Raw genomic sequence first — 22,933 nt, forward strand, 5'->3', positions numbered from 1 at the left:
GCATCACATTATATTCTTGGGGGGAATGGTAAAATGAGTACAAAAGTTCTGATAATAAATAAGTAGCAGTTTTTAGATTCATGAATATACGAGCATATTCAAAGTTTTATTTGTGGCTTAAATCTACTGCGTATTGTGGGGCAAATTCTAGATCGTCTTTATAGAAGTACTGACATCTTTTGATCCTATGATCATGCTTCAATGTAAACACGGCATATCAGTATTTTAAATTCCAATAACTTAAAAAAATTAGTATCTTATAGGAAAAATTACTTGTCTAATGATACATAAATCAGTTGTGAGTACTATGCTAAATAACGAAAATCAAACTCCAAAAAACAATGGCTTATTAACGATCTATCTATATGACTCTTATTTAAAAGGTTCATTAACCAAGCTAGAAGTTTTTGGGGGGCATACCAATCTCACAGGACAAAATGGCGCAGGGAAAACCTCAGCACTCAATCTTATACCTGTATTTTATGGTGCTAGACCAGATCGGATGATGGATCGATCTGCCAATAAACTCAATTTTACTGATTATTATTTGCCACATGATCGTAGTTTGTTGATTTATGAGTATGCAACACCGCTGGGCATCAATTGTGCCGTGTTCTATCGCCATCCTACCCAAGAGCGACTCTGTACTCGATTTATCCAAGGCGCAGCAGAAAAGACTTTATTAACTCAAGAAAACCTTCAATTCCATGCGGAAAATAATAGTGCTAAGGAGCTATTTTCCCACTTGTATAAACAAGGGGTGAATGTCAGTCTGCAAATAGAACACACCAAGGATTACAAAGCTGTTATTACCAATGAACGGTTTAGATTAAAAGCAAATCCGAAATTGCGAGAGTTGGCAGTACTCTTTTCCTTAGCTGGGCAAAAATTGGAAATTAAACATGTCGGTGATTTAACGCAGATTACCTCAAATAAATTGAATCTCTTAGACAGCTTTAAACAGATGCTAATTGATCTATATTTAGATAGTGAAAGATCTGTGACCAAATTTAAAATCAGTCATGATTTTGCTGAAGTGACGAATGAGCTGCGTGTTTTATATCGATTACAAAAAGAAAAGCCAAAGATTCAAGCAGGGATTGAGCGTAGAACGGTACTTCTCAATACCTATGAAGAGTTGTCAGCATATCAATCACATGTGCAAACATGGAAAATAAACAATGAAGATCAAATTCATCTTTTTGAAACAAACTTAGCTGACCTAAAGCAAAAGTTACAGCGTGATGTAGCTGAACTCAATCAGAAAATTGCTGTAAATAGTACTGAGCTTGCATCTATCGAAGGAAAATTAACGGCATCACAGGCACATTTAAAGCGGATTGTAGATACTGAAACATTTTATAAGCAAAATAATATTTTAAAAAAACAACAGGAGTTTCATCATTTAGCGACTCATGAACAGAACATGCTGGATGCTAAAAACTATTTAAGTGAGCTCGAACAAAATTATCAGGATGTCAAAAATAAATTCAGCCAATTAGAGCTGGAGATACTGAAGCAAAAAGACCGTGATGTTGGTCGTAACACAGCAACTTTAGAACAGCTCGCAAATGAAAAAGAACAGCTCAGCATCAAGCAAAAACAACGAATGGATGAGCTTTTACAAGCCAAACATGCTGAAGAGTTGGATTTTAATCAAAGTCACGAAAAACAACGTTCGGAGTTTGAGGCTAAAATTACCCGCTGTACAACTCGCATTGAAACTGTCATGCGTATGGAGGCAAATGAAGAACAAGAGGACAGTGCTTATCGCGTTGATATTGATTTAAAGAACATCAAAATTCAGAACAAAGACAAAGAAATTAAACAGTACTATCAAAATCAATCTGTTTTACGCGATGAGTATGAACATCTTCGCGAAGAACTGCGTTTAGAAAAACAGAGGTTGCAGCAACTCGAGGCTGAAAAAAAGTCCTTGATCGAATTGATTGAGTCGAATGACACTATTTTACATTTTTTAAATCAAAACCCAGATGTAAATTGGCGTGAACATATTGCAAAAGTCATTCACCCTAAATTACTCGCACGTAAGGATTTAAGTCCGTATTGGGATTTAGAATTAGATGGCTTTGGTAGCTTCTATGGCCTCAACTTAGATCTTGATCAGTTATCTCTTCCGCAGGAAGCAGATTCTTTAGATATCCAAACAGCACGACTTGCTGAAGTATCGCTAAATATAGATGAACTGCATAAAACAGTGCAAAGCTTGGAGATCGCATTTAATAAACTGCATAAAAAGCGTCATGATGCGGAATTGCATACCATCCAGTTCAATACTGAACTCAATGCTTTAAAATCAGAGCTTGAAAGTCTACATATTGAATATCAATCTTTTAAAGATCGTCTGCAATTGGCCATTCAGGAACGCAAACAGGTTGCAGAAGATTTTCTCAGAACAACGCAAAGACAATACGATGAATTCAAACGGACTGTTGAGCAAGAGCGCCAGGCAATTAATGTGCGGTTTTTGCAAGAACGACAACGGATTGAAGATGCCATTCAAGATGAAAAAAATATTTTAACTGAACAGCAAATCGCCTTAAAACAGCAAAATCTTAATATTCAAGAAGATTGCCAGCGTAAGCTGGAAGACTTGAGTGTCATGTATGAAAGTGAGCTGCAACAACGTGGTTTTGATGTGCAAGTACAACGCAATGCGAAGCAAAGATTTGAACAGCTGCGGGATGAATATGAACGTATTAAAAACTATCGCGATGAATTACAGAAATATGCACAGTGGTTAGAAAATGAATATCGATTAAAAGACTATTTGTCAGAGCAAATCAGCGCTTATGAAAAAGAGCTGTATCGAGTTAATTTACAAAAACAAAAATTAAAAGATAAATTAGAGTCTGTGAATCAATTGGCTCAACATGATAGTCAGAAGATCAGTGCAACCATTCGGAGCGTTGAAGCCGAAAATAAAAAACTGACGGCACTTGCTTCCATGCTCGATCAATTATTTGGCGATGTAGAGGCCATTGAGATCAATACAACTGTTGATGTTGCCAAACCAGTTAACTTTGAGATGCTGTGTCGTTATACCGAGGATTTAATCTCACGTCGAGCACAACAATACAAAGAACTCAAACAGTCGGTATATGTGATCATGTCGATCATTCGCCAAGATACGGATCTTGAATTGTATAAATTATGGAAGAGCCGTATTGACCGTTATGGTGCTTTAACAGGTGTTGCCTATGATTTACAGAGTATGTTTGAAATTGAAGAAATGCTCTATCACGATATCCCAAGCCGAGAGGCCTTGATTCGTGCGCAATTCTGTCTAAAAGCCTACAGCTTACGTGATTATGCTGAAGCAGTCTTAAGCTTCAATGCGAAACTGAATAAAGTCTCAAAGGATTTAAATTATAAAACAAACTCGACCAACCCATTCCCAGCGCTCACTGAAATTGAAACGAAATTGGTATCGGTACTTGATGGATTGGATGTGTATGAACAGTTAAAGAGCTATGTCCGAGAGTTGCAAGAATCCAATTTAGAAGATTCGACTTTATTGCCTTCAGAACGACTTATTGAGTCTTATGAGCGTACATACACCGCATTAGAAAGTGCCAAAGTGGATACTAATGATATTCAAACATTAGTCCGTCTACGTATTGGTTATAAGGAAAACGGGCGTACTGTTGTAGTCAATAATGATTCGGATTTGGCACAGGGCAGTAGTACTGGTTTATCTCGGCTCATCATTATCATCATCTTTACTGCTTTAACTCGTGATATGTGCCCTGATCTTAATACTGCGATTCACATGCCTTTAGATGAAATTGGTCAATTTGATACACAAAATACCACGCGCTTATTCCAATTGATGCAGGATCAAAATATACATTTGATTTGTGCGCAACCGGGACTCACAGCCGAGCTGAGTAAGCGATTCAAACATAAGCATGATATTGATCGTAATTTCGGTATCCGTAGATTTGTGGTACAGAAAAGTCTGTTAGCCAATCCCTTATTGGCACATGAAAGCACGCAAAATAATGAGCCAACTCCAGTTGCTGAGGTTGAATGATGATTCCACACCATTTAAAAAGTCAGATCCTGAACGCGCTATTGGCAGGGCGTATTATTAGTGAGTATACGGACAAAGAGTTTTTTGCAATTTTAAGACAAGTACATGCCTTAGAAGAAATCAATACTGCCTTGGCCATGCTAGATAAACGTTGTGTCATGAGTACGCAAAATTCAGCCTACTACTGTGTGTATACACGAGAAAATTTAACGAAAGAAGAAGCAGAGATTGTACGTAAGCAATTTGAAGAAAGTAAATTTAGATTAGAGTTCGTAAGTGCTTGGGCTGAGTTTTGTCGCAGTGAGTTAAGTAAAAATAGTTTGCCAATTCAAAGTGGCGATATTATTTCTTATACCGATTTATTACGTGTAACTGATGAATCGAGTATTGCTAAAGCCAAGCTGGCGGATTTAATTAAACGTATTAAACGAAATACCACCACGATTAAAGATCAACTCAGTTCTGTTTTACAATATTTAGTCGATCATGAATATTTAGTGCCGACGGGAAATAATGGTGTTGCTTATCTAGCGACAGGTAAGTGGTCAGTTCTTTACGATGAGCTTGAGTTTATGTGCTCACATCATCAGCTCTCTTTTGACACACCAGAGCCTGAGCAGGGTGAATTGCTGTGACAGACTTAATCAATTATGCAGAGAAACCAGCAAGAGTCTTATTAAACTACATTGAGCAGATTAGTGAGGCGGTCTATTTTCATAATTCTGGCTTTGTCATTGATGAAAATAATAAAGTAATGCTGGATGCACTCAATAATGCTGAATTGGGCTATTACAACACTGAGAACAACAGTTTCCAGTTGCACAACATCATTATCAATTTTGTCAGCTTTTATAAAAAAAGAAAAATTATCAATAATGCCAAAATGATCAATCAAATTTTGGATGAGATTAAACATGCGACCTATGATTTGGTACAGGCTAAAATAGAAACACCTGAGAGTGTCGACTTGCTTAAACAAGAAATCATCGATTTGGTCATTTCACTGTCAAATGCCATCCATGAAAGCTCTTACAACTTTGCAATTTTAGCAATGCGCGATTTAACTTTATTTAATAACCTAAAGTTACGCATCAAGCGGATTACACGTCATATCGCAGTGGTCAATGAGCTATTGTCCGTGCATGGGGTTTTATCGCATAGTGAAATGATTAAACTGGCTGTGGGAGATAAAGACTTAGAGCATTCGATTCGGCACTATCTCATGCCAGTATTTCGTCAGAGTAAAATTGATCTGATTGATAGTCTTGGAAAACTTGAAAAGCAACTTTTTGAATGGAAGCAAGAAGAGGTCTATCAACGACAAAACAATATGATAGATGCTTGGCTGAAATACTGTCAGCAACATGCATCTATCCGCGATGATGTAGATATTTATGACCTACCAGATAGCTTTTATCGTATTCCGCGTAAAGATTTGGTTTGCCGAGCTGATTTAAATCAGCTCACGGATGACTTAGTCGAGATCAGTACTGGAGTAATGAAGAAAGCATTGCAGGATCAGCAAATACTTGAGCAAAAGGCTGAGCAAGTCCTAGAGACGGTCATTACGAAAGAAGAGATTATGACTCAACAAGAATCACCGCTTGAAATTGCACTGAATCATTTCTTTGAAGCACTTATGCCAGCTCAGACAGGTGGGTATCAAACTTTGGATGCAAGGTCGACTTTTGAAAAATTATCACCAGACTGTGAGTTAGATTATTGGGTCAGTAGTTTGGTGTCCTGCTGTCGTAATGATTATCCACAAGACTTAAAGATCGAATTTATCGAAGAGATTGATCCAGTATTTACTGGTAATAGTCAGGTCACCAATGTGGTCATTTCTAGAGTGGAACGCTCATGATGAATGGTAAACAGTTAAATGTAATTAAACATGCCATTCAGTCTAAAAAGAAAGTGGTAGAACTGAACCAGACATGGCTCATGCTCAATCAGGACTTTCAAGTGGGTGTTAAACAGGGACGAGAGTTGCTCTTAAGTCATCGTGATTATGAGATGCTCACAGCAATTTATCAGCGTCATATCAAAGTTGCACCATCAGTGAATATCACACTTCAGCAAGATCGTATGACCTTGGTGGATTATTTGAAAGATGAAAAAGTTGGTGGATTTAACGTATTTGCAGATCAATTGGTCTTTGCATCGGTATCAACTGATTTACCATTAAAAACAGGTAAGGCGACGATTGCTTTTGCGGGGATGTTAGCGACTACACAGATTGAAAACCTTGATATACCGGCAATACAGCGCATCATTATTATTGAGAATGGTGCCATGATGAGTCGGGTATTTGATTGGTATATGCAGTTACCTATTGAATGGCAGTCGAGCCTGTTTGTTTATCGTGGGCATGGCAGCAACATTAAAACGGTAGTCAAATTACTAAAACAAGTATCGATGAGTTGCTTGGTAGCTTTTTATGGTGATTTTGATCCTTATGGGATTAATATTGCCTCTCATTTTTATAAAATCCGCCCTTTAGCACTGATCGTACCGTATATTTGGAAGGAAATTATAGCAACTCACATCGATAACAATATACATAAATACATGAAGCAGATTGTTCAGAGTCGTGATCTCGCCGTTGATCAAGAAGAACCTATAGTTTTAAGAGAGCTATTTCATCACATTAAAACGAACCAAATTGCGATTATGCAGGAGAATGTAAATCGAATAGGACGTTTGATGGTTCTGTATTAATCCTATTTCTGGATAGGGCTATGGCTGCTTTAGCTTGAACAGATGACAATTTCAATACAACATCCTTGGCTCATAGGCATGCTGGGGTATCGTAGTTTATGTTACAATATCCGCATATAAATATGTTTTGTTACATATAAAAAGAAGAAAAGTTCCCGAGTTCAATTTCCTTTTCCGCAGGGATGTCCTTGTACACAGTATGTACAATCTATTTTTTCCAAACAAATAAAAGTTAATAAAAACATTGTTTTATATTTGAGTTAGCCGGACGCCATCTCCACTAAAATTCTAAAAAGCCTTAAAACTCAATGATTTAAGGCTTTTTTATTGGGAGTTGAACTCAATATCGGCATTCTGAAAAAAGAACGATTATAAAATTTTAAATATCTAATTATTTAAGTGGGTAGTTGATACGGTAATCCTCCCATAAATAACCGAAGTTAAAAGTAGAGGTTAAGCAGCCATTAGAGGTGGCTTTCCTTTGTTAGCTTGATGTGGTCTTTCATGGTTGTAATGCCACAACCAGTTTGTTGCATAATCTTGTACTTCATCCAAAGTATCAAATAAATGCTTGCTCAGCCAACTATAACGTATGGTCCGATTATAGCGTTCAATATACGCATTCTGCTGTGGCTTACCCGGTTGAATATATTCAATACGAATACCGTGCTCAGTAGCCCAGCGCACAAATTCGTGACTGATAAATTCGGGACCATTATCGCATCGGATCACTAACGGTTTTTCTCTCCACTCCAGCAATTGATTCAACGTACGAATAACCCTGATTGTGGGCAATGAGAACCCTGCTTCAATGGCTAGGCCTTCGCGGCGGTAATCATCAATCACATTCAATAATCGAAACTTGCGACCATCGGAAAGCTGATCATGCATAAAATCTAATGACCAAACCTGATTTTCTCGGATTGGTTCTTTCAATGGTTCAGGCGCATGCCGTTTTAGTCTTCTTCTCGGTTTAATACGCAGATTCAGTGCCAACTCACAGTAAATGCGGTAAACCCGCTTGTGATTCCAGCAGCAACTCTCAACATGCCGTAAATACGAGAAGCACAAACCAAAGCCCCAGTCGGAATTTTCCTCAGTGAGTTCAATGAGCTGTTCAGCAATGAGTGCATTGTCATCGCTGAGTTTGGCTTGATAGCGGTAGCAGGTTTCACTAATGCCAAATGCTTTACAAGCCAAACGAATACTAATGGCATGCTGGGCAACTGCCTGTTGTGCCATCTTACGCCGGCAAGATGGCTTTACCACTTTTTTACCATCGCTTCCTGGATGATTTCGGCCTTTAATCGCTCTTCCGCATACATCTTTTTAAGTCTGGTATTTTCGGCTTCTAGCTCTTTCAGTCGAGCCATTAATGATGTATCCATACCACCATATTTGGCACGCCATTTATAAAAGGTAGCATTACTCATGCCGTGTTCACGGCAAAGGGTCGCTACAGGTGTGCCAGATTCTGCCTGTTTCAAGATGGACATGATCTGACTGTCAGTAAATTTAGATGTTTTCATGCAGAATCTCCTGCTCGTATCTTAAGAGAAAATTCTACTTTTAGATCCTATTATTTTTAGGGGGGATTACCATACGCCACGATATAAAAGTATTTTTATCAAAATGAACTAAATAATATATAGGCAATATTTTGCTTATATAAAAAATCTGTGTAAAAAACTTTAACTTAAAAAATGAATAATTCGTCATTGTCATAGGTAATCAGATTTTTATCAGATATAATTAATTAATATATTTATTAATTTATCAAGCAATATGAAGAAAGTTAGACCCTCTGTCACTTTGGCATTACTACATACACGTGAAGCGCTGATGACACATTTTCGTCCTGCTTTGCATGATGTAGGTCTAACGGAACAGCAATGGCGTATTATCCGTATTTTGGCTCAATATGGTGAATTAGAAAGCACACTTTTGGCAGATAAAGCATGTGTATTAAAGCCAAGCCTAACAGGAATTATTCGTAGACTCTGTGAAATGGGATTAGTCCTGCGTCGTCGTGGTGAACAGGATCAACGCTATGTATATATTAGGTTGACCACGGCAGGCGAAGACATCTTTAAAAAGATGTCTGTCGAAATGGAAAAGCGATATCAAAATATTCATCAACAGATTGGTGACGACCGCATGTCAAAACTCTTAGAGCTGTTGACAGAATTACAAAAACTTAAGCTTGATTAAGTGGTTTACGCATAATCCATACATAACAAGCCAAATAGCTGCATAAAATGACACTGTAAATCAGCATCAGCTTGCTAGGAAAAATCAGTGAGGCAAGTAGTCCCACACATAGACCGCCGAGTGCATCAAAGCCGAAACGGGTTGAGGTATAGATCGAAATTGCACGCCCACGATAAGCTTCAATCGTAGAATTCTGAATAATAATATTGGTTAAAATATTAGTAGTTGAAATCCCAAAACCTAATAAGAACATTGCAAAACACAGTACATACATATGGGTTGAAATACCCAAAAGCATCAACCCAAAGCTACAAAAGGCGATATTCTGAATAAAAATATTTTTCGGTGCATTAAAGTTTTTCTTGCTGGCTAAAATCACGGATGAAATTAAAGAGCCAACTCCAGCAAAGCCCCATAAAATACCTAAGGTTTTTTCATTACCCGCAATAATATCTTTAGCATAAATAGGTAATAGCGTTACATAACTGGACGCCGTCATATTGAGTACAATCACCGTCATCATCAAGATACGATATTGATGATTTTGGTACATGTATTTAATACCTTCTATAAATACTGCCCCTAATTTTCCAGTTGCTTTGACAGAGTTCACTGCTTTCATTTGCGAAACAGCGATGCCAAGCCCTAAATAAGAAAATGCATTGATATAAAAGCATAGCTCAGCACCAATCGTACTTAATAATAAGCCTGCAATTGGTGGTCCTATAAAGCGTGAAGCATTGAAAATCATGGCATTTAAAGCCAATGCATTTGGCAGAAGCGCTTTATCTTCAATGATCAAACTAAGCAAAGATTGACGTAGTGGGGTGTCGATTGCTGTCAGAATACCGAGCAAGAGCGACATGCAAATTAATAGCGGTGGTGTAAAAAGATTAAAGTGATACAGTAAACCTAAGCTTATGGTTTGTATAAAAAATAAAATTTGGACAATAACTAAGAACTTTTGTTTATTCAGTTTATCAATCCAAGCGCCTGCAATCGGGCTCACCAATAGCTGCGGAATTAATGCGCAAAAGCCAATGATGCCTAGCAGCGCCGCAGATTGAGTCTGCTCATAAATGATCCATGCTAAAGCGACTTGTTGAATCCAAGTGCCTAGGGTGGAAAATGAATGACCAATAAAGTAACGACGAAAATTAGGCGAGCGAAGTGAACTGAATGTATGCAAAACGAGTTAAGCTTAAATTTAATATGTTAACTATTTTACTGGTTTTTTCGCATTTTGTGTTTTTTAGATACAGAATTATGATCAATAATCTCTATTGATATGTAGAAAGGTATATCTATAAATTAGTTTATTATATTAATTAGGATTCACTTTAATTTTAACTGGTAAAAATAGATAAAATGAGATAACTTTTTAGTTAATATATTAACTAAAATAAAGGTGGATCAAAATGGGGCACGCCAAACATTTTAGTCTGTATGTATCGAACTCGGATTTATTGACGCTCAATAAAACCAAAACAAGTACTATGGTCTATACAGACATTCAAATGATCAATGAAATTATCTTAAATTTGATTGCATCGAAACGAGATTTTAGCAATTTTAAAAACTATTTTGAACAATTAGGTTTTAAATTAAATCAATTTATTCATCAATTTAAATTAGAGATTAAATGTGCAGGTACGCTTAAGTTTGAGTTGCTAAAATTACTGTCTAAACTCAAAGTTATTCAGCATTATACGGGTGATCATTGGGTGGAAAGTATTGCAACTAGCCTTACTAAATCCATATATCAAAACATTCCTCAAATGACTTTAGTAGATTTACTTATATTTGAGACCTACCATTCTCTAGGTTTAACATCGCAGTTAAGTGGTCAAGATAAACTTCTGGTGAAAAAAGTTAAAAATCTTGATTTATATAGTGAACTTTTAGCATGTTATAAAAAACCGCAAATCACTCAAAAAAATATTGAACAATATTTTGAAAAGAATCGAACCGAATTATTAATGAATTTGGTCGCTTCAGAGAAGAAGATCGTTCATATTCATTATGATATGGATTATTTAGAATCTTATGTGTGCAATAAAATGATGCTGGATTTACTGGGTGAAAATATCGATGAGCAACTCAATTTAAGAATAGAAAAAGAACTTTTAAGTTAATACACAGGCATTCTCCATTCAAATTATAGGAGAATACCTGAGCTTTATGTTTAGGAAATTTCCTTCATCCCGCGTGTCAGTAATAAACTGCTCAAACATAAAATTGCGCCAGCACAAATGACAAAATTCATCGGTGCAGGGTGATTGTTTACGAAGAACAGACTCACCACATAACTCAGTACTGCACCCATGGCGAACTGCATCGACACGGATAATCCTGATGCTGTACCTGCTTGTTGTGGTAAAAGCTTAAGAAGATTGGCCATTGAGTTTGCCCCAATTGAACCTGTTACGCCTACAAAGATGGCTAATCCAGCAATTAAGTACCAAGGCGATTCAAGTTTAAATAGGGTGATAAGGGCTAAATATATACCTGCACTGCAAGAAATCATCGCCATGGCTTTTAACAGTTGATATGCCCCATAACGCTTGAGCAAGCGGCTATTGATTGCTGTGAAGATGATGATGGAGAAAATATTTCCAGCAAATAGATAAGCGTATTGCTGCGCAGTAAAGCCGTAGTAATGAATAAACACAAAAGATGATGCGGTAATATAGGCAAACATTGCTCCAAAAGAGAAGCTATTCGACAGCATAAAACCCCAAGCAAAACGGTTGCTGAGGACGGCTTTATAGTTTTGTAAAATGCCAGTCGGAGCATGGTTGGGTTTGGGTGCTTGGATGGTAATTTTTGACCAAGCTAGGCACAGGAGTGAATAAGCCAATAGGAAAATGAAAATTCCGCTCCAATGTGCATATTCAACGATCAATGCACCGAGCAATGGTGCAATCAAGGTCGCAATCATGGTGATGATATGCATTAAGGATAATATTTTGGGAATTTCATGATTCTCAAACAGGTCACGGACCAATGCGCGAGAAAGTACCGATGCGCTGGCTCCACCCAAAGCTTGTAGTAAGCGGAAAACCTGTAGCTGTTCAATTTGAGTTGCCAAGATACAACCTAAGGTGGCTAAGACATAAATCACAATCCCAATCATCAGTAGGCGTTTACGGCCATAACGATCCGAGAGTGGGCCATAAACCAACATTCCAATACTAAAGCCCAGTAAGAAGATGGTAATAGTTTTTTGTACTGCAGCCACATGCGTATTTAAATCCAGCGCAATCGAAGGCAGACTTGGTAAATACATATCAATTGACAGTGGTCCAAAGGCCACTAACGCACTAAGTAGAATAATTAAGCTTTTAGAGCGCGTTTGAGTTGTTGTGACCATGGATTAGGCTCTTGCTGTATTGAGTTGTTGATTACGATAGTCAGATGGGCGCATGCCTGCATGACGGGTAAAGAATCGACTGAAATAAGCAGGATCTTTAAAGCCAAGTTGGTAACAGACCGAGTTAATTGAAGCGTCAGAGAAAATTAGCAAGCGTTTGGCTTCTTGCATTTGACGGTCAAAAATGAGTTTCTTGGATGAAATATTGGCAACACGACGACAAATATCATTTAAACGGGTTTCGGTAATCGCAAGCTCTTGTGCATATTGATTCAGAGGCCAATGCTCTAGGAAATGATTTTCAATCAATTCATTAAATGAACGGAAAATTTTTAAATCACCGCTACAGCTATTGATCCGTGGTGCAGTGACATCTCCCAAACGAATCATTTGAATAAAAATTAGAGAAACAAGGTTCTTGAGTGCGGCATTACGACTGACTTTGTTACTTTGGAACTCATTTTCAATATCTTCAAAATAACGTTCCAGTTGTTTGAGGTCGTCATAGTAGTTGTGTTTCAGTCCTTCTAGGGAAATACACAGCGGCACAATATTCTGAACTTTTAGATCGACCTGTAATAAAGGCCAAATTAAATTGGATTGTACGGTCAGGACATGGCCTTCACATAAAGGGTCAGTAATAAAAGCATGTGCGACAGAGGGCGGGGTCAGGAAACAAACGGGTGCTTTGCACACATACTTCACATCATCCAAATAAATTCGAATAGAGCCTTTCGTGACAAAGTGCAATTGGAAGAAACCATCGTGTCGATGGGCAGGCATATTTACACCGAAAAAATCAGCCAATTTACCTAAGGCTTCATAGTGAATTTCGGAGTCCATGTAGCGTTGATCGTAAACTTCACCAAGTTTGATATTTGGGATCTGATTCATACCTTCGAGTCCATGAAAAGTATAATTTTCAACTTTAATCGAAAAAAAGACTTGAAAAAAGTTAATATGTTAATTATAAAGTTAATATATTAACTAATTATCAAAAAGTCTAGTCCTAAGCGACAAGATATAGAAGCAGAGAGTCTCAAATGAGTGAGTTAAAACCAATCAGCACGGATGGTAATGTTTTTGGTATCGCTTTGAATTACAAGTGTTTGTATGAAAAATTACAAGCATCTTTCAATGAAAAGCCTTACGTGAACGAACCTAAAAAACCAGTTTTGTTCATTAAAACACCAAACACCCGTAATGTTTCAGGTCGTCCAGTTGTTAAGAAAAAATCTGAAATTTTGCAAGCGGGTCCAAGTGTTGGCATCGTGATCGGGAAAAGTACTACTCGTGTGAGTAAAAGTGAAGCTGCTGCTCATATCGCTGGCTATGTGGTTGTAAATGAATGGAGCCTTCCAGAGGAAAGTTATTACCGTCCAGCAATCAAAGCAAAATGCCAAGATGGCTTCTGTGTTGTAGGTACACCTGTTGCTCAGGATCAAGTGACTGATTTAAATAATCTTGCACTTCGTGTTTATGTAAATGGCGAATTGAAGCAAGAAGGTACGACTGCAAACTGGATTCGTACACCAGAACAGATTATTGAAGAAATTTCTGAATATATGCCGTTGAACGAAGGCGACATCATCTTAACAGGTACACCTTATGGTCGTGTTTCTGTAGTTGCGGGTGATGAAGTTCGTGTTGAGATTGATCAACTCGGTTCAGTAACAAACACGGTTCAGGAAGAGGGTAACTAATAAATGAAAACTGCACGCATTCGTTATAACAATGAAGTTTTAGAAGTTCAGGTAAATGATGAACTTCAAGTAACCCTTCCATCTGGTGAAGTTTTGGAAGAACAGGCAGTTGAATGGTTACCACCTGCTAACGGCACAATGTTCGCCTTAGGTTTGAACTATGCAGATCACGCACGTGAACTTGCTTTTGAACCACCAAAAGAACCATTGATTTTTATTAAAGCGTCAAATACCTACACAGGCCATAACAAAAATACATGGCGTCCAGACAATGTTGAATACATGCACTATGAGTGTGAACTTGTCGCAGTGATTGGTAAAGAAGCGAAAAACGTGAAACGTGAAGACGCGCTTGATTATGTTGCGGGTTATACCCTATGTAATGACTACGCGATTCGTGATTTCTTGGAAAACTACTATCGTCCAAACCTACGTGTGAAAAACCGTCACTCTACAACACCTGTAGGTCCATACATCATCGACAAATCATTAGTGCCTTCACCAAATAACCTCACACTTCGTACATGGGTGAACGGTGAGCTTCGTCAAGAAGGGACTACAGCAGACATGATCTTCAATGTTCCATTCTTAATTGAATACATCTCTTCATTCATGACATTGCAACCAGGCGACATGATCGCGACAGGTACACCAGAAGGTTTATCTGATGTGGTGCCTGGTGATGAAGTTGTGGTTGAAATTGAAGGCGTGGGAAAATTACGTAACTTCATTGTTTCAGAATCAGATTTTTTCAAAACAGTTTAAGCGTTAAAGGATGAACAAAATGATTAAGCATTGGATTGATGGTAAAGAAGTAGAAAGTAAAGAAACGTTTACAAACTATAACCCTGCGACAAATGAAGCGATTGGTGAAGTTGCTAGCGGTGGTCAAGAAGAAATTAATTTGGCAGTTGCTGCTGCAAAACGTGCGGCACCAGGTTGGGCAAAAACACCTGCGAAAGAACGTGCGCGTTTAATGCGTAATTTGGGCGACTTGATTGACCAAAACGTAGCGAAAATTGCTGAACTTGAAACTTTAGATACAGGTTTACCAATTCATCAAACCAAGAATGTATTGATTCCACGTGCATCGCACAACTTCAACTTCTTCGCTGAAGTATGTACACGTCTAAATGGTCATACTTATCCAGTCGATGACCAAATGTTGAACTACACACTACACCAACCAGTAGGTGTATGTGGTTTGGTTTCTCCTTGGAACGTACCGTTTATGACGGCAACTTGGAAAACTGCACCATGTTTAGCATTGGGTAATACTGCTGTATTGAAAATGTCTGAACTCTCTCCTTTAACTGCAAATGAACTCGGTCGTTTGGCTTTAGAAGCGGGTATTCCTGAAGGCGTATTCAACGTTGTTCAAGGTTATGGCGCAACTGCTGGTGATGCACTTGTAAAACACCCTGACGTACGTGCAATTTCGTTCACAGGTGGTACAGCGACAGGTCGTCGTATCATGGCGAATGCCGGTCTTAAAAAATACTCAATGGAATTAGGTGGTAAATCACCAGTTCTTATTTTTGAAGATGCTGACCTAGAACGTGCATTAGATGCTGCATTGTTCACGATCTTCTCATTGAATGGCGAGCGTTGTACTGCAGGTAGTCGTATCTTCATTCAAGAATCTGTATATGACGAATTCGTAAAAGAATTTGCGCGCCGTGCGAAAAACATCAATGTTGGTGATCCACAAGATCCAAATACACAAGTGGGTTCAATGATCACCAAGGCGCATTACGACAAAGTAACGGGCTATATCAAGATTGGTATCGAAGAAGGTGCAAACTTGGTAGCAGGTGGTTTAGAGCGTCCGGCTGGTCTTGCAGATCACTTGAAAAATGGTCAATTCGTTCAGCCAACTGTGTTTGCTGACGTAGACAACCGTATGCGTATCGCACAAGAAGAAATCTTTGGCCCAGTGGTATGTTTGATCAAGTTCAAAGATGAAGCTGAAGCGCTTCGTTTGGCAAATGACACTGAATACGGTCTTGCATCTTACATCTGGACACAAGATATTGGTAAAGCGCATCGTTTAGCGGCGGGCATCGAAGCAGGTATGGTGTTCATTAACAGCCAAAACGTACGTGACTTACGTCAACCATTCGGTGGTGTAAAAGGTTCTGGTACAGGTCGTGAAGGCGGTGAGTACAGCTTAGAGGTATTCACAGAGCTTAAGAACGTGTGTATCTCAATGGGTTCACATCACATTCCAAAGTGGGGCGCGTAAGCGTCCTTCGGGAAGTATGGTCTAACACTATTTCAGGAAGAAAAAATGGGTAAGCTCGCTTTAGCTGCAAAAATCACACATGTACCTTCAATGTACTTGTCAGAACTTCCAGGTCCTCAAAATGGCTGCCGCCAAGCTGCAATTGATGGTCATATTGAAATTGGTCGTCGTTGTCGTGAACTCGGTGTAGATACCATTGTTGTGCTAGATAGTCACTGGCTCGTGAACAGTGCCTTCCACATTAACTGTGGCGCACACTTTGAAGGTGTATATACCAGTAATGAATTGCCGCACTTCATTAAAGATATGGAATTCGATTACGACGGTAACCCTGAATTTGGTCAATTGATGCAAGAAGAAATTGCCAAAACAGGTATTCGTGTACAAGCGCATAACATCGAAAGCTTACATCTTGAATACGGTACGCTCGTTCCAATGCGTTACATGAACCAAGACAAGAAATTTAAAGTGGTTTCTGTGTCTGCATTCTTAACATCGCATGAGCTTCAAGACAGCCGTAAATTTGGTGAAGGTTTACGCGCAGCGATCGAAAAATATGAAGGTACGGTAGCAGTTTTTGCGAGCGGCTCTTTATCTCATCGTTTCATTTGGGATCGTGAAGCAAGCCGTGGTATGGATTCATATACACGTGAGTGGGATCGTCAAGTCGACAAGCACGTTGTCGGTATGTGGGAGCGCGGTGAGTGGAAAGAATTTACCGACATGCTTCCTGAATATGCGGAATACTGCTTCGGTGAAGGTGGTATGCATGATACAGCAATGCTTCTTGGTCTACTCGGCTGGGATCAATACGACAAACCTGTTGAAATCTTAACACCTGCATTCCCAAGTTCGGGTACAGGTCAGATTAACGCCGTTTTCCCAGTTGAATAATTTAGGAATCTAGACTATGCCTCACTTTATTGCTGAATATAGCGCAAACATTAAAGATGACATCGATTTTCCTGAATTCTTTGGGGAAGTGAATCAATTCTTAGGCAACACAGGTGTGTTTCCATTGGGTGGTATCCGTAGCCGTGCAATTCGTATGGATGACTACGTGATTGCGGATGCTAAGCATGATTATGCCTTTATCCATATGACATTAAAGGTAGGGGCAGGTCGAGATTTAGAAATCCGGAAAGGGGTGGCTGAGGAGCTATTCAAGCTGATTGAAGCTCATTTCCAACCGCTTAAAGATAGACGTTTATTGGCCATTTCTTTTGAAATGATTGAACTTGATCCAGTGTTGAACTTTAAGTCTAACAACATTCATCAATTTCTTAATGCTCAGAAATAAGAACGGATTCGATCATGCTTGACCAAGAAAAAATTAAAGCGCTTGCGCTAGAACTCGACAAAGCAGAAAAAACACGTACGCAAATGCGTCAATTCTCTTTGCAATATCCTGAAATTACCATTGAAGATGCATACGCAATTCAAAAAGAATGGGTTGCACACAAAATTGCTGAAGGCCGTAAGTTGGTGGGTCATAAAATTGGCTTAACCTCACGTGCAATGCAAGTCTCTTCAAACATCACAGAGCCTGACTACGGTGCTTTGCTCGATGATATGGTTTTCGAAGAAGGTTCAGATATTCCATTTGATCGTTTCATCGTTCCACGTGTTGAAGTTGAACTTGCGTTCATCTTAGGTAAAGACTTAACCGGTCCAAACTGCACAATTTTTGATGTATTAGATGCAACGGATTACATTATTCCTGCCATCGAAATCATTGATGCGCGTTTACACAACACAGACCCTGAAACAGGGATTACCCGTAAAGTATTCGACACCATTTCTGACAATGCTGCCAATGCAGGTATTGTGTTAGGTGGTCGTCCAATTAAACCGCACGAGCTTGATTTACGCCGTATTCCTGCAATCTTGTACCGTAACGGAGTGATTGAAGAATCAGGTGTTTCAGCTGCGGTATTGAATAACCCTGTGAAAGGTGTGGCTTGGCTTGCAAATAAACTCCACCCACACGGTGTAACACTTAAAGCAGGTCAAATTATTCTTGGTGGTTCGTTCACACGTCCAGTGGCTGCACGTCCAGGCGATACATTCCATGTTGATTATGATCAACTGGGTTCAATCGCATTCCGTTTCGTTTAAGGGGTAGGTCGTGTTAGATACAACCAACTATTTCAAGAAAAAGCTTAAAGAAACTCAGCAAATTGGCATGTGGCTTGGTATGGCAGATGGCTATACGGCTGAAATTGCAGCAAATGCGGGTTTCGATTGGTTATTGATTGACGGTGAACATGCACCGAACGATTTGAAATCGATTCTTTACCAATTACAAACTATTGCAGCTTACCCATCGCAAGCTGTAGTTCGTCCTGTCACAGGTGATGTTGGCTTAATCAAACAGCTTTTGGATATTGGTGCGCAAACACTACTCATTCCAATGGTTGAATCTGCTGAGCAAGCAGAATTGATGGTCAGTGCAACACGTTACCCACCTGAAGGCATTCGTGGTGTCGGTGCTGCTCTAGCACGTGCATCTCGTTGGAACAATATTTCAACATACCTAAATGATGCTGATGAACAAATCTGTGTCATTGTACAAATCGAATCGAAAAAAGGCTTAGAAAACCTTGATGCGATCTTACAAGTTGAAGGCATTGATGGCGTCTTTATTGGCCCAGCAGATTTATCAGCAGCTTTAGGTCATCGTGGTAATCCAGGTCACCCAAATGTACAGGAAATTATTGTTGCGAGCATCAATAAAATCCGTGCAGCAGGCAAAGCCGCAGGTATATTATCTGCAGACGAAAAACTTGCGAAGCAATACTTGGCAATGGGTACAGAGTTTGTCGCAGTTGGTGTAGACACAAGTCTTTTGATGAAATCAATGAACCAATTGCTGTCAAAATTTAAAGATGGTGTTGCGGCTCCAGTCAGCACAACGCCAAGCGTCTATTAAGGAGAATATAGATGCAACTAAATAATCCAGACCTACTTAAACAACAGTCATATATTGATGGTGTATGGGTAGATGCTGCGGATCAAAAAAGCTTTGCAGTGTTAAATCCTGCAACAGGTGATGCGATTGCGTCAGTTCCAAGTGTTTCAGCGCTACAAGTTGAACAAGCGGTAGAAGCTGCTGAAACTGCACTTGCAACGTGGAAGTTAACCACTGCAAAAGAGCGTTCAGCATTACTACGTAAATGGTTCAACCTTATTGTTGAAAACCAAGAAGACTTGGCGGTGATTTTAAGTACTGAACAAGGTAAACCATTGACTGAAAGTCGTGGCGAAATCCTGTACGGTGCAAGCTTCATCGAATGGTTTGCTGAAGAAGCAAAACGTACTTATGGTGATGTGATTCCTCACGATAAACACGGTCGTCGTTTGGTTGTAATCAAACAGCCTGTTGGTGTTGTTGCGGCAATCACCCCATGGAACTTCCCGAATGCGATGATCACTCGTAAAGTGGGTCCAGCGCTGGCAGCAGGTTGTACAGTCATTATTAAACCAGCATCAGAAACACCGCTTTCTGCTTTGGCTTTGGTTGCACTTGCTGAACAAGCGGGTATTCCGAAAGGCGTAGTTAATGTTGTAACAGGTAGTTCACGTGAAATTGGTGGTGTGTTAACCACGCATCCAGCCGTGAAAAAAGTATCGTTCACAGGTTCTACAGGTGTCGGTAAATTGTTGATGGAACAATGTTCTTCAACAATGAAAAAAGTCAGTATGGAACTTGGTGGTAATGCGCCGTTCATCGTGTTTGAAGATGCAGACTTAGATAAAGCGGTTGAAGGTGCAATCGCATCTAAATTCCGTAACTCAGGTCAAACCTGTGTATGTACCAACCGTATTTTGGTTCAAGAAAATATCCATGATGCATTTGTAGAGAAACTTTCTAAAGCTGTTCAAGCATTGAAAGTTGCACCTGCATTTGAAGAAGGTGCTGAACAAGGTCCTTTGATCAACGAAAAATCTGTTGAGAAGATTGAAGAGCATATTGCAGATGCCGTTGCAAAAGGTGCAAAAGTTGCTGTTGGTGGTAAGCGTCATGCACTTGGTCAAACTTTCTTTGAGCCGACACTCTTGACAGATGTAACGCCTGACATGCTTGTGGCAAAAGATGAAACCTTTGCACCACTTGCACCTGTATTCAAATTTAAGACAGATGAAGAAGCGATCTTCATGGCCAATGACACTGAGTTTGGTCTAGCGTCTTATATCTATACTGAAAGCCTAAGCCGTGCTTGGAAAGTCGGCGAAGCACTTGAATACGGTATGGTCGGTATTAATGAAGGTTTAATCTCTACTGAAGTTGCACCTTTTGGTGGTATTAAGGAATCTGGTTCAGGTCGTGAAGGTTCTAAATACGGTATTGAAGATTATCTAGAAATTAAATACATGTGTATGGGTATTTAATAGATTAACTATTGAAAATAAAGGGCAATTGCCCTTTATTTTTTTTGTCTGAAAATTATTTTTAAGTTGAGTTTATTAGATTATTTTATGATTGGAGGTAATACTCTAATCAAGCGATAGAGTTTTTAGCGATTAAAAAAAAGAGTAATTAAAGACAAAATAACGATAAGCTTATAGTTCATTTAATAACTATATGATTTATAACAATATTTATATTTTAGTAAATCTAAATAATAGCTTTTAAATATTTTTTTGGTCATATATAAATCCTCTTAGTTATTTTGTTGTTTAATTCAGTGGAATATGCCTATTTTTAAAATTTTGAAACGGAAAAATGCCATATTAAACTAAAGTATAAGTATGCTAAATCACTGTATATTAATAAAATATTAGTATAAAGTTAGCTGGTATGAAAAGTACCAATTAAAACCTGAAAATTGCATTTATCTGAGAGGGTCAGATATTTGAAAATCATAACCAGAATTAAGTAATTCTGAAAAAGTAAAAGGATTTTACAATGAATGATCATATGAGCCAGGACGGCCAAATTCAGTTGATCGGGATGCATGAGTCTCTATCGCCACAATTACTTCGCATGATTTATTCACAAACAGATGAACAGCAGTCTGTTGACTCTCCGAAATCATTATTCCAGTTATTAATCGATTTTCTGAAAGGCTAAGTCTAAACGCCAACGTCGACCTGAATGTCGAGTTGTGCCTTTGGCATGCTTAAGAAATGAGTAATACGCGTTTAACGTTTTTACTCAGCAATTTATCCATACTGACAGGGAAAGATGGATTATGACTTCATTATCTCAAACCACTCCTCAGGTTTCAGACAAGATGTCTGAAAATGATCGTAAAGTGGCTTTTGCAACGATCATTGGTACGACCGTAGAGTGGTACGACTTCTTTATTTATGCTGCGGCAGCAGGTCTTGTATTTAAGACTTTATTCTTCTCTCCAGCAGGTTCAACTTTAGGAACTTTGCTTGCGTTTGCGACAGTCGGTTTAAGCTTCTTGTTCCGTCCGCTTGGTGCATTCCTTGCGGGTTATTTTGGTGATAAATATGGTCGTCGTGTTGTTTTGGTTGCAACATTGGTGGTCATGGGTCTTTCAACTGCACTGATCGGTCTATTGCCGACCTATGCGCAGATTGGTATTTGGGCGCCGATACTGCTTCTCATTTTACGTATCTTGCAAGGTTTATCTGCAGGTGGTGAATGGGGTGGTGCTGTATTGATGGCTGTTGAGCACGCACCAACACATAAACGTGGTCGTTTTGGTTCATTCCCGCAAATTGGTGTGCCGCTAGGTTTACTGCTTGCATCAGGTATGCTTGCATTGATGAGCGGTGTGATTGCACCAGGTGAAGCATTCATGGAGTGGGGTTGGCGTATTCCATTCTTGTTCAGTATTATTCTTTTGTTCTTAGGTCACTGGTTGCGTAAATCAGTTGAAGAAAGTCCTGTATTTGAAGAAATTAAAGAACGTAAAAGTGCATCTCAAACACCTGTACGTGATTTATTTAAAAACCATGCATTGCTTGTCATTGTGGCAGCGCTTGTATTCGCTGGTAACAGTGCAATTGGTTATATGACTACAGGTGGTTTTATTCAAAACTACACCACTGATCCAAATGGTCCATTGGCTTTACCACGTACACCAATCTTAACGATTGTGACTATTTCAGCTGCAGTATGGCTATTGTTTACATGGATTTCAGGTGGTTTGTCTGACAAAATTGGTCGTCGTCAAACCTATATCTATGGCTGGATCATTCAATTGGTTGGTGTGATTGCACTGTTCCCATTGGTGAATATGGGTGAAATCTGGTCTGTAGGTGCTGCGCTATGCTTGCTTTCAGTGGGTATTGGTATGACCTATGGTGCGCAGTCTGCATTCTACTCAGAATTATTCCCAGCATCGATTCGTTTCTCTGGTGTGTCTATTTCTTATGCTTTAGGTGCGATTTTAGGTGGTGCATTCTCGCCATTGGTTGCATCATGGTTGGTCAGCACAACAGGTTCGACAGGTTCAGTGGCGATTTATCTTTCAATTATGACTTTGATTGGTTTTGTTGCAACTATTCTGTTAAAAGACCGTTCAGGTATTCCTTTAGGCCCTGATCATGAAGAAGAACAATCTAAATCACCATTTACTTTTGGTAGTAAATAATTAGATATTGTCTTGTCCTGAAATAGATTGACAGTATTCCACTTCAAACCG

At 39.0% G+C, this 22,933-nt stretch carries 20 protein-coding genes; 16 read left to right on the forward strand and 4 right to left on the reverse strand.

Annotation, left to right across the window (positions count from 1 at the left end; translation table 11 throughout):
* Positions 1 to 307 precede the first annotated feature (307 nt).
* The 4 genes from A3K93_RS02840 to A3K93_RS02855 are packed head-to-tail and all read left to right on the forward strand — an operon-like array spanning position 308 to position 6,778.
* A complete protein-coding gene (locus tag A3K93_RS02840) occupies positions 308 to 4,057 on the forward strand; it encodes an ATP-binding protein (RefSeq protein ID WP_157883253.1) in 3,750 nt (1,249 codons plus the stop codon).
* Positions 4,054 to 4,692 carry a hypothetical protein gene (locus tag A3K93_RS02845; protein WP_153370889.1) on the forward strand — a complete coding sequence of 213 codons (639 nt, stop codon included), beginning with the start codon at positions 4,054 to 4,056 and terminating at the stop codon, positions 4,690 to 4,692. The genes A3K93_RS02840 and A3K93_RS02845 overlap by 4 nt, the downstream gene beginning before the upstream one ends.
* Positions 4,689 to 5,921, forward strand: coding sequence for a hypothetical protein (locus A3K93_RS02850; RefSeq protein ID WP_067728755.1), 1,233 nt, complete (start codon positions 4,689 to 4,691; stop codon positions 5,919 to 5,921). Before A3K93_RS02845 ends, A3K93_RS02850 begins: the two co-directional genes overlap by 4 nt.
* Entirely contained in the window at positions 5,918 to 6,778 is an 861-nt protein-coding gene (locus A3K93_RS02855) for a DUF7281 domain-containing protein (RefSeq protein WP_067728757.1), read from the forward strand. Before A3K93_RS02850 ends, A3K93_RS02855 begins: the two co-directional genes overlap by 4 nt.
* Before the next feature lie 453 nt (positions 6,779 to 7,231).
* Here A3K93_RS02855 and A3K93_RS02860 read toward each other — a convergent pair.
* Positions 7,232 to 8,307 (reverse strand): IS3 family transposase gene (locus tag A3K93_RS02860; protein ID WP_101494812.1). Its coding sequence is split into 2 segments (ribosomal slippage): positions 7,232 to 8,055 and positions 8,055 to 8,307, totalling 1,077 coding nucleotides; the frame shifts between segments, so codons are not numbered across the junction.
* Between the two features lie 256 nt (positions 8,308 to 8,563).
* Between A3K93_RS02860 and hpaR the strand changes: the two genes are divergently transcribed.
* The gene (gene hpaR / locus A3K93_RS02870) at positions 8,564 to 8,989 is read left to right on the forward strand and encodes a homoprotocatechuate degradation operon regulator HpaR (RefSeq protein WP_067728761.1); all 426 of its coding nucleotides are present in this window, start codon (positions 8,564 to 8,566) and stop codon (positions 8,987 to 8,989) included.
* Here hpaR and A3K93_RS02875 read toward each other — a convergent pair.
* Complete coding sequence (locus A3K93_RS02875) at positions 8,976 to 10,178, reverse strand: MFS transporter (RefSeq protein WP_067728763.1); 1,203 nt, start codon at positions 10,176 to 10,178, stop codon at positions 8,976 to 8,978. The two genes, hpaR and A3K93_RS02875, sit on opposite strands and share 14 nt — an antisense overlap.
* Before the next feature lie 328 nt (positions 10,179 to 10,506).
* On the opposite strand from A3K93_RS02875, the gene A3K93_RS02880 reads away from it, so the two are divergent.
* Positions 10,507 to 11,124, forward strand: a complete 618-nt coding sequence (locus A3K93_RS02880; protein ID WP_157883254.1) for a hypothetical protein — start codon at positions 10,507 to 10,509, stop codon at positions 11,122 to 11,124.
* A gap of 50 nt (positions 11,125 to 11,174) precedes the next feature.
* Here A3K93_RS02880 and A3K93_RS02885 read toward each other — a convergent pair whose 3' ends face one another.
* Both A3K93_RS02885 and hpaA read right to left on the reverse strand, forming a co-directional pair.
* Entirely contained in the window at positions 11,175 to 12,362 is a 1,188-nt protein-coding gene (locus tag A3K93_RS02885) for a Bcr/CflA family multidrug efflux MFS transporter (RefSeq protein ID WP_067728767.1), read from the reverse strand.
* A gap of 3 nt (positions 12,363 to 12,365) precedes the next feature.
* The gene (gene hpaA / locus A3K93_RS02890) at positions 12,366 to 13,256 is read right to left on the reverse strand and encodes a 4-hydroxyphenylacetate catabolism regulatory protein HpaA (protein WP_067728769.1); all 891 of its coding nucleotides are present in this window, start codon (positions 13,254 to 13,256) and stop codon (positions 12,366 to 12,368) included.
* A 149-nt stretch (positions 13,257 to 13,405) separates the two neighbouring features.
* On the opposite strand from hpaA, the gene A3K93_RS02895 reads away from it, so the two are divergent.
* The 10 genes from A3K93_RS02895 to A3K93_RS02935 all read left to right on the forward strand — a co-directional run bounded on the left by A3K93_RS02895 (position 13,406) and on the right by A3K93_RS02935 (position 22,882).
* A complete protein-coding gene (locus tag A3K93_RS02895) occupies positions 13,406 to 14,065 on the forward strand; it encodes a fumarylacetoacetate hydrolase family protein (protein ID WP_067728772.1) in 660 nt (219 codons plus the stop codon).
* 3 nt (positions 14,066 to 14,068) lie between these two features.
* Positions 14,069 to 14,830 (forward strand): fumarylacetoacetate hydrolase family protein, encoded by a 762-nt coding sequence (locus tag A3K93_RS02900; RefSeq protein ID WP_067728775.1) that lies wholly within the window; start codon positions 14,069 to 14,071, stop codon positions 14,828 to 14,830.
* Positions 14,831 to 14,849: 19 nt separating this feature from the next.
* Complete coding sequence (gene hpaE / locus A3K93_RS02905) at positions 14,850 to 16,310, forward strand: 5-carboxymethyl-2-hydroxymuconate semialdehyde dehydrogenase (protein ID WP_067731648.1); 1,461 nt, start codon at positions 14,850 to 14,852, stop codon at positions 16,308 to 16,310.
* A gap of 45 nt (positions 16,311 to 16,355) precedes the next feature.
* Positions 16,356 to 17,204 (forward strand): 3,4-dihydroxyphenylacetate 2,3-dioxygenase, encoded by an 849-nt coding sequence (gene hpaD, locus A3K93_RS02910; protein ID WP_067728777.1) that lies wholly within the window; start codon positions 16,356 to 16,358, stop codon positions 17,202 to 17,204.
* 16 nt (positions 17,205 to 17,220) lie between these two features.
* Entirely contained in the window at positions 17,221 to 17,610 is a 390-nt protein-coding gene (locus A3K93_RS02915) for a 5-carboxymethyl-2-hydroxymuconate Delta-isomerase (protein ID WP_067728779.1), read from the forward strand.
* A 14-nt stretch (positions 17,611 to 17,624) separates the two neighbouring features.
* Entirely contained in the window at positions 17,625 to 18,428 is an 804-nt protein-coding gene (gene hpaH / locus A3K93_RS02920; RefSeq protein ID WP_067728783.1) for a 2-oxo-hept-4-ene-1,7-dioate hydratase, read from the forward strand.
* Positions 18,429 to 18,438: 10 nt separating this feature from the next.
* Positions 18,439 to 19,242, forward strand: coding sequence for a 4-hydroxy-2-oxoheptanedioate aldolase (gene hpaI / locus A3K93_RS02925; protein WP_067728785.1), 804 nt, complete (start codon positions 18,439 to 18,441; stop codon positions 19,240 to 19,242).
* A gap of 11 nt (positions 19,243 to 19,253) precedes the next feature.
* Entirely contained in the window at positions 19,254 to 20,702 is a 1,449-nt protein-coding gene (locus A3K93_RS02930) for an NAD-dependent succinate-semialdehyde dehydrogenase (RefSeq protein WP_067728787.1), read from the forward strand.
* A gap of 517 nt (positions 20,703 to 21,219) precedes the next feature.
* Positions 21,220 to 21,384, forward strand: coding sequence for a hypothetical protein (locus A3K93_RS14880; RefSeq protein WP_157883255.1), 165 nt, complete (start codon positions 21,220 to 21,222; stop codon positions 21,382 to 21,384).
* Between the two features lie 121 nt (positions 21,385 to 21,505).
* Positions 21,506 to 22,882, forward strand: a complete 1,377-nt coding sequence (locus tag A3K93_RS02935; protein WP_067728789.1) for an MFS transporter — start codon at positions 21,506 to 21,508, stop codon at positions 22,880 to 22,882.
* Positions 22,883 to 22,933: the final 51 nt, after the last annotated feature.

The organism is Acinetobacter sp. NCu2D-2 (assembly GCF_001647675.1).
Classification (GTDB): Bacteria; Pseudomonadota; Gammaproteobacteria; order Pseudomonadales; family Moraxellaceae; genus Acinetobacter.